The following is a 15,002-nucleotide window of genomic DNA, read 5'->3' as shown; positions in this document are numbered from 1 at the left end:
GTGTTCGATATCGGTTTTAGTGAACTGCTGCTGGTCTTCGTGATTGGTCTCATTGTTCTGGGGCCACAACGTCTGCCTGTGGCAGTAAAAACGGTTGCAGGCTGGGTGCGTGCGCTGCGATCGCTGGCGACTACGGTGCAAAATGAGCTGGCGCAGGAGCTTAAGCTGCAGGAGTTTCAGGACAGCCTGAAAAAGGTTGAAAAGGCGAGCATGGATAACCTGACGCCGGAACTGAAAGCCTCGATGGACGAACTGCGCGAAGCGGCGGAATCCATGAAGCGCTCCTACAGCGTCAACGATCCGGAAAAAGCGAGCGATGAAGCTAATACCATTCGCAACCCGCTGGTCAAAGATAACGAAGCGCAGCATGAAGGCGTGACGCCTGCCACTGCTGAGCATCAGGCCACTGCGCCCGAACAGGCGCCAGCCGAGCCGGTGACCCCAAAACAAGAACCGACGCCAGCGCCCGCAGAGAAAAAGCCTGCACCCGCCGCTGACGCGTCCCCCTCGTCGAGTGATAAAGCGTAAACATGGCAGTAGATGAAACTCAACCGCTGATTGCGCACCTGATCGAGCTGCGTAAACGCCTGCTGAACTGCATTATTGCAGTTTTGCTCATTTTTTTATGCCTGGTCTATTTTGCCAACGATATCTATCAGGTGGTCTCTGCCCCTCTGATTAAGCAGATGCCGCTTGGGGCCACCATGATCGCCACCGACGTGGCATCGCCCTTCTTCACGCCAATTAAGCTGACCTTCTGGGTGTCGCTGATTGCCTCTGCGCCGGTGATCCTCTATCAGGTCTGGGCCTTTATTGCCCCCGCGCTGTATAAGCATGAACGCCGCCTGGTGATCCCGCTGCTGGTCTCCAGCTCGCTGCTGTTTTATATCGGCATGGCCTTTGCCTACTTCGTGGTCTTCCCGCTGGCCTTTGGCTTTCTGGCAAATACCGCGCCGGTAGGGGTCCAGGTCTCCACCGATATTGCCAGTTATCTCAGCTTCGTGATGGCGCTGTTTATGGCCTTCGGCGTGGCGTTTGAGGTGCCGGTTGCCATCGTGCTGCTCTGCTGGATGGGGATCACCACCCCGGATGAATTACGCAAAAAACGGCCTTACATTCTGGTCGGCGCCTTTGTAGTGGGCATGCTTTTAACGCCGCCGGATGTCTTCTCGCAAACCCTGCTGGCAATCCCGATGTATTGCCTGTTTGAAGTCGGTGTCTTCTTCGCGCGCTTCTATACCGGCAAGCGACGTGAAGATCACGACGAAGAGTCCGAAGGAACAGAAGAATAACCCCAACCGCCCGCCAGGGCGGTTGTCATATGGGAGCCAGTATGTTTGATATCGGTCTGAATCTGACCAGCCCGCAGTTTGCCCAGGATCGTGACGAGGTGGTGGCAAGGGCTATCGCCGCCGGGGTCAACGGCTTACTGCTGACGGGCACCAACCTGCACGAAAGTGAACAGGCGCGACAGCTGGCGCAGCGCTACGACCGCTGCTGGTCAACGGCGGGCGTCCATCCGCACGACAGCAGCCACTGGACGGCGGAAAGTGCCAGCGCACTCCGGGCTTTAGCCGCATCCCCTGAGGTGGTGGCTATCGGTGAGTGTGGTCTCGACTTTAATCGCAACTTCTCTACTCCCGCCGAGCAGGAGCATGCCTTTAGTGCCCAGCTGGCATTAGCCGCGGAGCTGGGCATGCCGGTGTTTATGCACTGCCGCGACGCTCATGACCGTTTTCTGGCGCTGCTGGAGCCCTGGCTGGATAAACTGCCCGGGGCGGTGCTGCACTGTTTTACCGGCACGCGCGAGGAGGCGATAGCCTGTCTGGATCGCGGTTTGTATCTGGGGATCACCGGCTGGGTCTGCGATGAACGGCGCGGGCTTGAGCTGCGCGAGCTGCTGCCGGTTATTCCTGCCGAACGCCTGTTGGTTGAGACTGATGCACCTTATCTGCTGCCGCGCGATCTCCGTCCAAAACCGGCATCGCGACGCAATGAACCGGCTTATCTGGGACATATCATGGAACGGGTCGCCCACTGGCGCGGCGAAGAGGCGCAGTGGCTGGCAGCGCAGACGGATGACAACGTACGTCGTCTGTTTGGCGTCGACTTTTAAACTTTGCGGAAGCTGGTATTTTTTACACTCTGCTTCACTTCTTTATTCAGTAAGTTCAGCAGCAGCATGGAGCGGGCTTCACCGTCCGGCTCAGCGAAAATGGCTACCAGCCCTTCAAAGGCCCCTTCGGTGATCACCACATCGTCGCCGGAGAAGGGGGTATCGGGATCGGTAATGCCTTCAGGTTGTTTGTAGACCGAGAGCTGGTGGATCACGGAAGAGGGCACGGTAGCCGGGTGCGCGCCAAAGCGTACGAAGTGGCTGACACCGCGCGTCGCATTGATGGTGGTGGTGTGGATCACTTCGGGGTCGAATTCAACAAACAGATAGTTAGGGAACAGCGGTTCACTGACGGTTGTGCGTTTACCACGGACCATTTTTTCCAGCGTGATCGCTGGCGTCAGACAGTTCACTGCCTGGCGTTCCAGATGTTCCTGAGCACGCTGAAGTTGTCCGCGCTTGCAATACAGTAAATACCAGGCCTGCATAATGACTCTTTTCCGCTTGTTATGCCGGCAAGCATATCAAAACCCTGGCGGGATCGCTAAGCTGATTATAATGGCCGTACCCAGAAGAAGCCGTGAATCTTCACGCTAATTTAACAAAAATACAGCATCAGGCAGTCTTACGCCGTATAATGAAACGCTTACAGAGAGAGCTTGACTAACTGCATGAAATACAACGATCTACGCGACTTCCTGGAACTGCTGGAAAAGCAGGGCGAACTCAAACGCATCACAATTCCTGTCGATCCTTACCTGGAAATGACAGAGATTGCCGACCGCACGCTCCGCGCGGGTGGGCCAGCGCTCCTGTTTGAAAATCCGAAAGGCTACACCATGCCGGTGCTCTGTAACCTGTTTGGCACACCAAAACGTGTGGCGATGGGGATGGGGCAGGAGGATGTCAGCGCGTTGCGTGAAGTGGGTAAGCTGCTGGCCTTTTTAAAAGAGCCTGAGCCGCCAAAAGGGTTTCGCGATCTCTTCGATAAGCTGCCGCAGTTTAAGCAAGTCCTGAATATGCCGACCAAACGGCTGCGCGGCGCGCCCTGCCAGCAGAAAATCGTGGAAGGCGATGCGGTCGATCTGACGCGTATCCCGATCATGCAGTGCTGGCCCGAAGACGCCGCCCCGCTGATTACCTGGGGTCTGACCGTGACGCGCGGGCCGCATAAAGAGCGGCAGAATCTTGGGATCTATCGTCAGCAGCTGATCGGTAAAAATAAATTGATTATGCGCTGGCTGTCGCATCGCGGCGGTGCGCTTGATTTTCAGGAGTGGTGCGCGGCCCATCCGGGCGAACGCTTCCCGGTCGCCGTGGCGCTGGGTGCCGATCCGGCCACCATTCTCGGTGCCGTCACGCCGGTGCCGGACACCCTGTCGGAATACGCCTTTGCCGGGCTGTTGCGCGGCACCAAAACCGAAGTGGTGAAGTGCGTTTCGAACGATCTGGAAGTACCTGCCAGCGCTGAAATCGTGCTCGAAGGCTACATTGAGGCGGGTGAGATGGCACCGGAAGGGCCGTATGGCGACCACACCGGCTATTACAACGAAATCGACAGCTTCCCGGTGTTTACCGTGACGCACATTACCCAGCGTGAAGATGCCATTTACCACTCCACCTACACCGGACGTCCGCCGGATGAACCCGCGGTGCTGGGCGTGGCGCTGAACGAAGTGTTTGTGCCGATCCTGCAAAAGCAGTTCCCGGAAATCGTTGATTTCTATCTGCCGCCGGAAGGGTGCTCCTATCGCCTGGCGGTGGTAACCATTAAGAAGCAGTATGCGGGTCACGCTAAACGGGTGATGATGGGCGTATGGTCTTTCCTGCGCCAGTTTATGTATACCAAGTTTGTGATCGTTTGCGATGATGACGTCAACGCCCGTGACTGGAATGACGTGATCTGGGCCATTACCACCCGTATGGATCCGGCACGCGATACCGTGTTAGTGGAAAACACGCCGATAGATTACCTGGATTTTGCCTCGCCGGTTTCCGGTCTTGGCTCAAAAATGGGACTGGATGCCACCAATAAATGGCCCGGCGAAACCCAACGTGAATGGGGTCGTCCGATCAAAAAGGATCCTGAGGTGACTGCGCGAATTGACGCGATCTGGGATGAACTGGCCATAATGAATAACGGTAAAGACGCCTGAATGCGCCGTTATGCCCTATAGACTTCCCGACAGAGAGAGCGAATGACAACCTTAAGCTGTAAAGTGACTTCGGTAGACGCTATCACCGACACCGTATATCGCGTCCGTTTAGTACCTGAATCGGCGTTCTCCTTCCGCGCTGGCCAGTATCTGATGGTGGTGATGGATGAGCGGGATAAGCGCCCTTTCTCAATGGCCTCGACGCCGGACGAGCAAGAGTTTATCGAGCTGCACATTGGGGCGTCTGAGCTCAACCTGTATGCGATGGCAGTCATGGATCGCATTCTGAAAGAGAATGAGATCGAGATTGATATTCCTCACGGCGAAGCCTGGCTGCGTGATGACGAAGAGCGTCCGCTGATCCTGATTGCGGGCGGCACCGGTTTCTCCTACGCGCGCTCCATCCTGCTGACGGCGCTGGCGCGTAACCCGGACCGTGATATTACCATCTACTGGGGTGGCCGCGAGGCGAAGCATCTCTACGATCTGTCTGAGCTGGAAGCGCTGAGCGTGACCCATCCGAACCTGCGCGTTGAGCCAGTAGTTGAACAGCCGGAAGAGGGTTGGCGCGGTCGCAGCGGCACCGTGTTAACGGCGGTGCTGCAGGATCATGGCACGCTGGTGAATCACGATATCTACATTGCCGGTCGTTTTGAGATGGCGAAAATTGCCCGGGACCTGTTCTGCAACGAACGTAACGCCCGTGAAGATCGCCTGTTTGGCGACGCATTTGCGTTTATTTGAGACGAAAAAAACCCGCCCCTGACAGGCGGGAAAACGGCAACTAAACCTTTCCCCGTCATCATTCACGCTGCCTCTTTGTTGGCTGCCTTTGCTCACCCCGGTCACATAGTTAACTATGCTCCCGGGGATTCGCGCAGTTGCCGCCGCGATGCAACGCGAATGATTTAGGGGAATATTCTTCGATTACACCCTTTCAAATACCGTCGCGATCCCCTGACCCAGGCCGATGCACATGGTTGCCAGACCAAACTGGGCATCTTTGCGTTCCATCAGGTTAATCAGCGTGGTGCTGATACGCGCCCCGGAACAACCCAGCGGGTGACCCAGCGCAATGGCGCCGCCGTTGAGGTTAATCTTCTCGTCGATCTGATCCATCAGCCCCAGATCCTTAATACACGGCAGGATCTGTGCGGCGAAAGCTTCGTTCATCTCAAAGAGGTCGATATCGCTGGCGGAAAGCCCGGCTTTTTTCAGCGCCAGCTTTGAGGCTGGCACCGGGCCGTAACCCATGATTGACGGATCGCAACCCACCACCGCCATCGAGCGGATGCGCGCGCGCGGCGTCAGGCCCAGCTCGCGGGCGCGGCTTTCGCTCATTACCAGCATCGCCGCCGCACCATCGGACAGGGCAGAAGAGCTGCCCGCCGTCACGGTACCGGTGACCGGATCAAAGGCCGGTTTCAGCGTCGAGAGGGCCTCAACGGTAGTTTCCGGGCGGATCACTTCATCGAAATAGAACTGCTTCAGCACGCCGTCAGCGTCGTGACCGCCGGTGGGCAGAATTTCATTCTTGAATGCGCCGGACTGCGTCGCGGCCCAGGCACGGGCGTGGGAGCGGGCGGCAAAGCCGTCCTGCATTTCACGGCTGATACCGTGCAGGCGTGAGAGCATTTCTGCCGTCAGCCCCATCATTCCCGCGGCTTTCGCTACGGTGCGGCTCATGCCGGGATGGAAATCGACCCCGTGGTTCATCGGCACGTGGCCCATGTGCTCCACGCCGCCGATCATGCACACCTGCGCATCGCCGGTCATGATCATACGCGCCGCATCGTGCAGGGCCTGCATCGATGAACCGCACAGGCGATTGACGGTGACAGCCGGTACCGAATGCGGGATTTTCGCCAGTAGCGCCGCGTTACGGGCGATGTTAAAGCCCTGCTCCAGGGTCTGCTGCACGCAGCCCCAGTAGATATCGTCCAGCGCGGTGGCTTCCAGAGCCGGGTTGCGCGCCAGCAGGCTACGCATTAAATGTGCGGAGAGATCTTCCGCGCGCACGTTACGAAATGCGCCGCCCTTCGAACGGCCCATCGGGGTACGAATTGCATCGACAATGACAACCTGTTCCATTGTGACTCCTTAAGCCGTTTTCAGTGCGCCAACCGGACGGGCGGGCTCAACCGGGGGATAGTACGCTTCGTTATTACGCGCTTTGGTACGCAGACCTTCCGGTGCCTGATACAGCGCGCCGAGATGTTCATACTGCTGCGTCATATCCAGATAGCGGGCGCTGCCCAGCGTATCCAGCCAGCGGAACGCGCCGCCGTGGAACGGAGGGAAGCCCAGGCCGTACACCAGCGCCATGTCTGCTTCCGCCGGGCTGGCGATAATACCCTCTTCGAGACAGCGCACCACTTCGTTGACCATCGGGATCATCATGCGGGCGATAATCTCTTCGTCGCTGAAATCGCGCTTCGCGTGACTGACGTCGGCCAGCAGGCTATCCACGGCTGCGTCTTCCTCTTTCTTCGGCTTGCCTTTGCTGTCTTCTTTATAACGCCAGAAGCCGAGACCGTTTTTCTGGCCGTAGCGGTTCGATTCAAACAGGGCGTCGATGGCATCGCGGTAATCTTTCTGCATGCGCTGCGGGAAACCTGCCGCCATCACCGCCTGAGCGTGATGCGCGGTATCAATGCCGACCACATCCAGCAGGTACGCCGGGCCCATCGGCCAGCCAAACTGTTTTTCCATTACTTTGTCGATCTTGCGGAAATCCGCTCCGTCGCGCAGCAGCTGGCTGAAACCGGCAAAGTACGGGAACAGCACGCGGTTGACGAAGAAGCCCGGGCAGTCGTTCACTACAATTGGGGTTTTGCCCATCTTGCTGGCCCAGGCCACCACTTTGGCGAGGGTTTCGTCAGAGGTTTTCTCGCCGCGGATCACTTCAACCAGCGGCATACGGTGCACCGGGTTAAAGAAGTGCATGCCGCAGAAGTTTTCCGGGCGCTTGAGAACGCTGGCCAGTTCGCTGATTGGAATGGTGGAGGTGTTGGAGGCCAGCACGGTGTCCGGACGTACTTTATCTTCGGTTTCTGCCAGTACCGCTTTTTTCACTTTCGGGTTTTCGACCACCGCTTCGACGACCACATCCACGCGATCAAAGCCGCTATATTCCAGCGTCGGATGAATAGTGGAGATCACCCCGGAGAGCTTCAGGCCGTCGATTTTGCCGCGTTCGAGCTGTTTATTCAGCAGCTTGGCCGCTTCGGTCATGCCCAGGGTCAGCGACTTCTCGTTGATGTCTTTCATCACCACCGGCACGCCTTTCCAGGCCGACTGGTAGGCAATGCCGCCGCCCATAATGCCTGCGCCCAACACCGCCGCCTGTTTTGGCGTCTCGATGTTTTTGGTGAGCTGCTTCGCTTTACCCTTCACGTACTGGTCATTGAGGAAAATACCGACCAGCGCGCGGGCTTCGTTGGTGTGAGCCAGTGGGACGAAACTTTGGTTTTCTAATTTCAGTGCTTCGTCACGGCCCAGACGTGCGGCGGCTTCGATGGTTTTCACCGCGGTGATCGGCGCCGGATAGTGTTTACCCGCCGTCTGCATCACCATGCCTTTGGCGATGGTGAAACTCATGGTGGCTTCAATTTTACTTAAGTGCAGCGGCTCCAGCTTCGGCTGGCGTTTCGCTTTCCAGTCGAGGTCGCCGTTGATTGCCTGACGCAGAATGGCCAGCGCCCCTTCATGCAGTTTTTCAGGCTTAACCACGCCATCCACCAGACCGAGTTTCAACGCCTGGTCGGCACCGACGTCTTTACCGGCAGCGATGATCTCGAGAGCGCTGTCGGCACCCAGCAGGCGCGGCAGACGGACCGAGCCGCCAAAGCCCGGCATAATGCCCAGTTTGGTTTCCGGCAGGCCGATGCGCAAATCAGGGGTGGCGAGACGGTAATCGGTCGCCAGCACGCATTCGCAGCCGCCGCCGAGCGCATAGCCGTTGACCGCAGAGATCGTCGGGACAGGGAGATCTTCCAGACGGTTAAAGACGCTGTTGGCAAAATGCAGCCACTGGCTCAGCTGCTCCTGGGGGACCAGGAACAGGGAGAGAAATTCGGTGATGTCTGCGCCGACGATAAATGCCGCTTTTTCGGAACGCAGCAGCAGACCTTTTAAGTCGGACTCTTTTTCAAGCACGTCCAGCGCATGGCCAAGGCTGGCCACGGTTGCGGTGTCCAGTTTATTCACTGAGCCGGGGGCGTCGAACACCAGTTCGGCAATGCCACCTTCCAGCCAGTCTACGTACAGGGTGTCGCCTTTGTAGAGCATGTCGGTCTCCTGAATCCAGCTATTGGATCTGGTCATACCAGATGATTCGGAGTGTGGGATTTGTGTTAATGAAATGCAAATTACTCATTAAATAATTGTAGGTCTGATCACGATCGGCGGAGATCACGCAGCCTTTCTGAGGTGTGCTAAGATGCGGTGACTTGAGGTCAAAACAAAAGGAAGAATGATGGACTCACTGGCCGCGCTGTATAAAAATCACATTGTTACGTTACAGGAACGTACCCGCGACGTACTGGCTCGCTTTAAGCTGGATGCCCTACTCATCCACTCAGGCGAGCTGTTCAATGTCTTTCTCGACGATCACGCTTATCCCTTCAAGGTGAATCCGCAATTTAAAGCCTGGGTGCCGGTAACCCAGGTTCCCAATTGCTGGTTGCTGGTGGACGGCGTGAACAAGCCGAAACTGTGGTTCTATCTGCCGGTGGATTACTGGCACAACGTTGAACCGCTGCCGACCTCCTTCTGGACGGAAGAGATCGAGGTGATTGCCCTGCCTAAAGCCGACGGTATTGGCAACCAGTTACCTGCTGCCCGCGGCAACATCGCCTATATTGGCCCGGTACCGGAACGTGCGCGCGGTCTGGAAATCGCCGCAGATAACATCAACCCGAAAGGCGTGATCGACTATCTGCACTACTACCGCTCCTATAAGACCGACTATGAGCTGGCGTGCATGCGTGAAGCGCAAAAAACCGCGGTCAACGGCCACCGTGCGGCACACGAAGCCTTCCTGTCCGGCATGAGCGAGTTCGACATTAACCTGGCTTACCTGACGGCCACCGGCCATCGTGACACCGACGTGCCATACAGCAACATTGTGGCGCTGAATGAGCACGCGGCGGTGCTGCACTACACTAAACTCGATCACCGCGCGCCGTCCGAAATGCGCAGCTTCCTGCTGGATGCCGGTGCGGAATATAACGGCTATGCCGCGGACCTGACCCGCACCTGGGCCGGGAACAGCGATACCGAGTTCGCTCAGCTGATCAAAGACGTCAATGAAGAGCAACTGGCCCTGATCGCCACCATGAAGGCCGGAGTGAGCTATGTGGATTACCACATCCAGTTCCATCAGCGCATTGCGAAGCTGCTGCGTAAGCACCAGATCGTCAGCGATATGAGTGAAGAGGCGATGGTGGAAAACGACCTGACCGGGCCGTTTATGCCGCACGGTATCGGCCACCCGCTGGGTCTGCAGGTGCACGACACCGCTGGTTTTATGCAGGATGACACCGGTACCCATCTGGCAGCGCCGTCCAAATATCCTTACCTGCGCTGCACCCGCATCCTGCAGCCGCGCATGGTGCTGACCATCGAGCCGGGCATCTACTTCATTGAGTCTCTGCTGGCGCCGTGGCGCGAAGGGCAGTTCAGCAAGCACTTCAACTGGCAGAAAATTGAGGCGCTGAAGCCGTTTGGTGGCATCCGTATCGAAGATAACGTGGTGATCCACGAAAACGGTACTGAAAACATGACGCGGGACCTGAAGCTGGCGTAATGGAGAGCTGGCTCATACCGGCAGCGCCGGTCACCTTTACGGAAGAGATCAAAAAAAGCCGTTTCATCACGCTGTTGGCGCATACCGACGGCGTGGAGGCGGCAAAAGCCTTTGTTGAGTCAGTACGGGCAGAACATCCTGACGCCCGCCACCACTGCGTGGCGTGGGTAGCGGGGCCGCCCGACGATTCACAGAAGCTGGGGTTCTCGGATGATGGTGAACCGGCGGGCACGGCGGGCAAACCGATGCTCTCTCAGTTAATGGGCAGCGGCGTGGGCGAAATCACCGCCGTCGTGGTGCGTTACTACGGCGGCGTATTATTAGGAACCGGTGGGCTGGTCAAGGCCTATGGCGGCGGGGTCCAGCAGGCGCTGAATCAACTGACAACGATCCGCAAAACGCCACTTACCGAATATACTTTATTGTGCGATTACGCTCAGTTATCCGGCATCGAAGCGTTGCTGAAGCAGTATCAGGGCCTGATTGTACACAGTGATTACCAGGCGACGGTGCAATTGCGTGTGGCGCTACCCCAGGCGTCGCTTCCGGTATTCTCAGCAAAACTGGCTGATTTTAGTCGTGGTTCGTTGCAATTACGGCCGATTGAAGAATAATCCCCACCTTACTTATTGAATACCTAAGGAAGCGGCAGAGATGCATTTTCGTGCCATAACCCGAATCGTTGGATTGCTGGTCATACTCTTTTCCGGGACGATGATCCTCCCCGGACTGGTGGCGCTTATTTATCGGGATGGTGCGGGCCGGGCCTTTACGCAGACCTTTTTCGTCGCGCTGATGATTGGCTCCCTGCTGTGGTGGCCTAACCGTCGTGAGAAGGGGGAGCTGAAATCCCGCGAAGGCTTCCTTATCGTGGTGCTGTTCTGGACCGTGCTGGGCAGCGTGGGGGCATTGCCCTTCATCTTTTCCGAACAGCCCAACCTGACCATCACCGATGCGTTCTTTGAATCCTTTTCCGGGCTGACCACCACCGGGGCCACCACGCTGGTGGGGCTGGACTCGCTGCCCCATGCCATCCTCTTTTATCGCCAGATGCTGCAATGGTTTGGCGGGATGGGGATCATTGTATTAGCCGTGGCGATCCTGCCGATACTGGGCGTCGGGGGGATGCAGCTCTACCGGGCAGAGATGCCGGGGCCGCTGAAAGATAACAAGATGCGCCCGCGTATCGCCGAGACGGCCAAAACCTTGTGGCTCATCTATGTGCTGTTAACCGTCGCCTGTGCGCTGGCGCTGTGGTTCGCCGGAATGCCGGCCTTTGATGCTATCGGCCACAGCTTTGCCACCATCGCGATTGGGGGGTTCTCCACCCATGATGCCAGCATCGGCTATTTTGACAGCCCGACCATCAACACCATTATTGCGGTCTTCCTGCTCATCTCCGGCTGTAACTATGGTCTGCACTTCTCTTTACTCAGTGGTCGTAACCTGAAGGTCTACTGGCGCGATCCGGAATTCCGCATGTTTATCGGCGTGCAGCTGACGCTGGTAGTGATTTGTACCCTGGTGCTGTGGCTACACGATGTCTATGCTTCGGCGGTCACTACGCTGAACCAGGCCTTCTTCCAGGTGGTGTCAATGGCGACGACCGCAGGCTTTACCACCGACAGTATTGCGCGCTGGCCGCTCTTCCTGCCGGTTCTGCTGCTCTGTTCGGCCTTTATCGGCGGCTGCGCCGGGTCGACGGGGGGCGGGTTAAAAGTGATCCGCATCCTGCTGCTGTTTAAGCAGGGCAACCGCGAGCTTAAGCGTCTGGTGCACCCGAATGCGGTTTACAGCATCAAGCTGGGTAACCGTGCGCTGCCAGAACGTATTCTCGAAGCGGTGTGGGGTTTCTTCTCCGCCTACGCGCTGGTCTTTATCGTTAGCATGCTGGCGATTATCGCGACGGGCGTGGATGACTTCTCGGCATTTGCCTCCGTTGTGGCTACATTGAATAACCTGGGACCGGGCCTTGGCGTGGTCGCAGATAACTTTGCCAGCATGAATCCGACCGCGAAGTGGATCCTGATTGCCAACATGCTGTTCGGGCGTCTTGAGGTCTTTACGCTGTTGGTCCTCTTTACGCCAACATTCTGGCGCGAATAAAGGGAGCCATTTGTGAAAACACTCATTCTATTTTCAACACGCGACGGGCAAACGCGCGAGATTGCCGCTTTTCTGGCTTCTGAGTTAAAAGAGCAGGGCATCTATGCCGACGTCATTAACCTGAACCGCACCGAAGAGATTGCGTGGCAGGAGTATGACCGGGTGGTGATCGGCGCCTCCATCCGCTACGGCCATTTCCATCCGGCGGTGGATCGCTTTGTGAAAAAGCATACGGCAACGCTGAACAGCCTGCCCGGCGCTTTCTTCTCCGTGAACCTGGTGGCGCGTAAAGCGGAAAAGCGTACCCCGCAGACCAACAGCTACACGCGTAAGTTTTTGCTGAACTCGCCCTGGAAGCCAACGGCCTGTGCCGTCTTTGCCGGTGCCCTGCGTTACCCACGCTATCGCTGGTACGATCGCTTTATGATCCGTCTTATTATGAAGATGACCGGCGGCGAAACGGATACACGCAAAGAAGTGGTCTATACCGACTGGTCCCAGGTCTCCAGTTTTGCCCGGGAAATCGCACAATTAACCGGCAATCCGCGGCTTTAATAAACGTAAAGATTGAAAAGTAAGCGAACGGAAAACTTTTTGAGATTTATGCTTGTCACCGCCGAAGAACTCCCTATAATGCGCCTCCACTGACACGGAACAACGGCAAACAAGCCGCCGGGTCAGCAGGGAAAAGCGTGAAATTATCGCTTGACTCTGAAAGAGGAAAACGTATTATACGGGACCTCGCAACGGTGAGCGAAAGCCGCGTTGCACTGCTCTTTAACAATTTATCAGACAATCTGTGTGGGCACTCAAAGTGACATGGATTCTTAATGTCTTCGGACAATAAATGAATACCAAGTCTCTGAGTGAACATACGTAATTCATTACGAAGTTTAATTCACGAGCATCAAACTTAAATTGAAGAGTTTGATCATGGCTCAGATTGAACGCTGGCGGCAGGCCTAACACATGCAAGTCGAGCGGTAGCACGGGGGAGCTTGCTCCCTGGGTGACGAGCGGCGGACGGGTGAGTAATGTCTGGGAAACTGCCTGATGGAGGGGGATAACTACTGGAAACGGTAGCTAATACCGCATAATGTCGCAAGACCAAAGAGGGGGACCTTCGGGCCTCTTGCCATCAGATGTGCCCAGATGGGATTAGCTAGTAGGTGGGGTAACGGCTCACCTAGGCGACGATCCCTAGCTGGTCTGAGAGGATGACCAGCCACACTGGAACTGAGACACGGTCCAGACTCCTACGGGAGGCAGCAGTGGGGAATATTGCACAATGGGCGCAAGCCTGATGCAGCCATGCCGCGTGTATGAAGAAGGCCTTCGGGTTGTAAAGTACTTTCAGCGAGGAGGAAGGCATTGTGGTTAATAACCACAGTGATTGACGTTACTCGCAGAAGAAGCACCGGCTAACTCCGTGCCAGCAGCCGCGGTAATACGGAGGGTGCAAGCGTTAATCGGAATTACTGGGCGTAAAGCGCACGCAGGCGGTCTGTCAAGTCGGATGTGAAATCCCCGGGCTCAACCTGGGAACTGCATTCGAAACTGGCAGGCTAGAGTCTTGTAGAGGGGGGTAGAATTCCAGGTGTAGCGGTGAAATGCGTAGAGATCTGGAGGAATACCGGTGGCGAAGGCGGCCCCCTGGACAAAGACTGACGCTCAGGTGCGAAAGCGTGGGGAGCAAACAGGATTAGATACCCTGGTAGTCCACGCCGTAAACGATGTCGACTTGGAGGTTGTTCCCTTGAGGAGTGGCTTCCGGAGCTAACGCGTTAAGTCGACCGCCTGGGGAGTACGGCCGCAAGGTTAAAACTCAAATGAATTGACGGGGGCCCGCACAAGCGGTGGAGCATGTGGTTTAATTCGATGCAACGCGAAGAACCTTACCTACTCTTGACATCCAGAGAACTTAGCAGAGATGCTTTGGTGCCTTCGGGAACTCTGAGACAGGTGCTGCATGGCTGTCGTCAGCTCGTGTTGTGAAATGTTGGGTTAAGTCCCGCAACGAGCGCAACCCTTATCCTTTGTTGCCAGCGGTTAGGCCGGGAACTCAAAGGAGACTGCCAGTGATAAACTGGAGGAAGGTGGGGATGACGTCAAGTCATCATGGCCCTTACGAGTAGGGCTACACACGTGCTACAATGGCGCATACAAAGAGAAGCGACCTCGCGAGAGCAAGCGGACCTCATAAAGTGCGTCGTAGTCCGGATTGGAGTCTGCAACTCGACTCCATGAAGTCGGAATCGCTAGTAATCGTAGATCAGAATGCTACGGTGAATACGTTCCCGGGCCTTGTACACACCGCCCGTCACACCATGGGAGTGGGTTGCAAAAGAAGTAGGTAGCTTAACCTTCGGGAGGGCGCTTACCACTTTGTGATTCATGACTGGGGTGAAGTCGTAACAAGGTAACCGTAGGGGAACCTGCGGTTGGATCACCTCCTTACCTTAAAGAACCTGCCTTTGCAGTGCTCACACAGATTGTCTGATGAAAAAACAGCAGTAAAAATCTCTGCAGGCTTGTAGCTCAGGTGGTTAGAGCGCACCCCTGATAAGGGTGAGGTCGGTGGTTCAAGTCCACTCAGGCCTACCAAATTCTTCCTGATACTGCGTTGCAGAATAACTCACATACTTAAGTATGCTTCGTTATTCCACGCCTTGTCTCAGAAAGAATTAGCGGTACAGAGATTAGCATTTTGCGATGGGGTTATAGCTCAGCTGGGAGAGCGCCTGCCTTGCACGCAGGAGGTCTGCGGTTCGATCCCGCATAGCTCCACCATCCTTTACTGCGACAACAAGAAAAC

Annotated in this window: 12 protein-coding genes, 2 tRNA genes and 1 rRNA gene; 12 read left to right on the top strand and 3 right to left on the bottom strand. The window is 56.4% G+C overall.

Going from position 1 to position 15,002, the window contains the following annotated elements; all coding sequences use genetic code 11:
• The 3 genes from tatB to tatD are packed head-to-tail and all read left to right on the top strand — an operon-like array spanning position 1 to position 2,116.
• A complete protein-coding gene (gene tatB, locus GNG27_RS22320; protein ID WP_142487492.1) occupies positions 1-528 on the top strand; it encodes a Sec-independent protein translocase protein TatB in 528 nt (175 codons plus the stop codon).
• 2 nt (positions 529-530) lie between these two features.
• Positions 531-1,292, top strand: a complete 762-nt coding sequence (gene tatC, locus GNG27_RS22315) for a Sec-independent protein translocase subunit TatC (protein WP_142487491.1) — start codon at positions 531-533, stop codon at positions 1,290-1,292.
• A gap of 41 nt (positions 1,293-1,333) precedes the next feature.
• On the top strand, positions 1,334-2,116 hold the full coding sequence (gene tatD / locus GNG27_RS22310) for a 3'-5' ssDNA/RNA exonuclease TatD (RefSeq protein WP_142487490.1): 783 nt from the start codon (positions 1,334-1,336) through the stop codon (positions 2,114-2,116).
• On the opposite strand, the gene rfaH is transcribed toward tatD, so the two are convergent.
• Positions 2,113-2,604, bottom strand: a complete 492-nt coding sequence (gene rfaH, locus GNG27_RS22305; RefSeq protein ID WP_106995902.1) for a transcription/translation regulatory transformer protein RfaH — start codon at positions 2,602-2,604, stop codon at positions 2,113-2,115. The two genes, tatD and rfaH, sit on opposite strands and share 4 nt — an antisense overlap.
• 183 nt (positions 2,605-2,787) lie before the next feature.
• On the opposite strand from rfaH, the gene ubiD reads away from it, so the two are divergent.
• Together ubiD and fre are read left to right on the top strand one after the other, a co-directional pair.
• Positions 2,788-4,272: a 4-hydroxy-3-polyprenylbenzoate decarboxylase gene (ubiD, locus tag GNG27_RS22300; protein ID WP_142487489.1), complete on the top strand. Its 1,485-nt coding sequence runs from the start codon at positions 2,788-2,790 to the stop codon at positions 4,270-4,272.
• Positions 4,273-4,314: 42 nt separating this feature from the next.
• The gene (fre, locus tag GNG27_RS22295; RefSeq protein ID WP_142487488.1) at positions 4,315-5,016 is read left to right on the top strand and encodes an NAD(P)H-flavin reductase; all 702 of its coding nucleotides are present in this window, start codon (positions 4,315-4,317) and stop codon (positions 5,014-5,016) included.
• Positions 5,017-5,199: 183 nt separating this feature from the next.
• Here the strand turns inward: fre and fadA are convergent, their stop codons facing one another.
• Both fadA and fadB read right to left on the bottom strand, forming a co-directional pair.
• Complete coding sequence (gene fadA / locus GNG27_RS22290; protein WP_156264842.1) at positions 5,200-6,363, bottom strand: acetyl-CoA C-acyltransferase FadA; 1,164 nt, start codon at positions 6,361-6,363, stop codon at positions 5,200-5,202.
• A gap of 9 nt (positions 6,364-6,372) precedes the next feature.
• Positions 6,373-8,562, bottom strand: a complete 2,190-nt coding sequence (gene fadB, locus GNG27_RS22285; RefSeq protein WP_156265195.1) for a fatty acid oxidation complex subunit alpha FadB — start codon at positions 8,560-8,562, stop codon at positions 6,373-6,375.
• Between the two features lie 187 nt (positions 8,563-8,749).
• Here fadB and pepQ point away from each other — a divergent pair, with 187 nt between their 5' ends.
• The 7 genes from pepQ to GNG27_RS22250 all read left to right on the top strand — a co-directional run bounded on the left by pepQ (position 8,750) and on the right by GNG27_RS22250 (position 14,977).
• Positions 8,750-10,081, top strand: a complete 1,332-nt coding sequence (gene pepQ, locus GNG27_RS22280) for a Xaa-Pro dipeptidase (RefSeq protein ID WP_142490033.1) — start codon at positions 8,750-8,752, stop codon at positions 10,079-10,081.
• Complete coding sequence (locus GNG27_RS22275; RefSeq protein ID WP_142487486.1) at positions 10,081-10,695, top strand: IMPACT family protein; 615 nt, start codon at positions 10,081-10,083, stop codon at positions 10,693-10,695. Before pepQ ends, GNG27_RS22275 begins: the two co-directional genes overlap by 1 nt.
• Positions 10,696-10,735: 40 nt before the next feature.
• The gene (gene trkH / locus GNG27_RS22270) at positions 10,736-12,187 is read left to right on the top strand and encodes a Trk system potassium transporter TrkH (RefSeq protein WP_142487485.1); all 1,452 of its coding nucleotides are present in this window, start codon (positions 10,736-10,738) and stop codon (positions 12,185-12,187) included.
• Positions 12,188-12,199: 12 nt separating this feature from the next.
• A complete protein-coding gene (gene hemG, locus GNG27_RS22265) occupies positions 12,200-12,742 on the top strand; it encodes a menaquinone-dependent protoporphyrinogen IX dehydrogenase (protein ID WP_142487484.1) in 543 nt (180 codons plus the stop codon).
• Positions 12,743-13,102: 360 nt separating this feature from the next.
• Positions 13,103-14,644, top strand: a 16S ribosomal RNA gene (locus GNG27_RS22260).
• A 70-nt stretch (positions 14,645-14,714) separates the two neighbouring features.
• A tRNA-Ile gene (locus GNG27_RS22255) sits at positions 14,715-14,791 on the top strand.
• A gap of 110 nt (positions 14,792-14,901) precedes the next feature.
• Positions 14,902-14,977, top strand: a tRNA-Ala gene (locus GNG27_RS22250).
• Positions 14,978-15,002 lie beyond the last annotated feature (25 nt).

Source organism: Leclercia sp. 119287, assembly GCF_009734485.1.
GTDB classification, from domain to species: Bacteria; Pseudomonadota; Gammaproteobacteria; order Enterobacterales; family Enterobacteriaceae; genus Enterobacter; species Enterobacter adecarboxylatus_C.
This window is presented reverse-complemented; position numbering and strand designations above follow the sequence as displayed.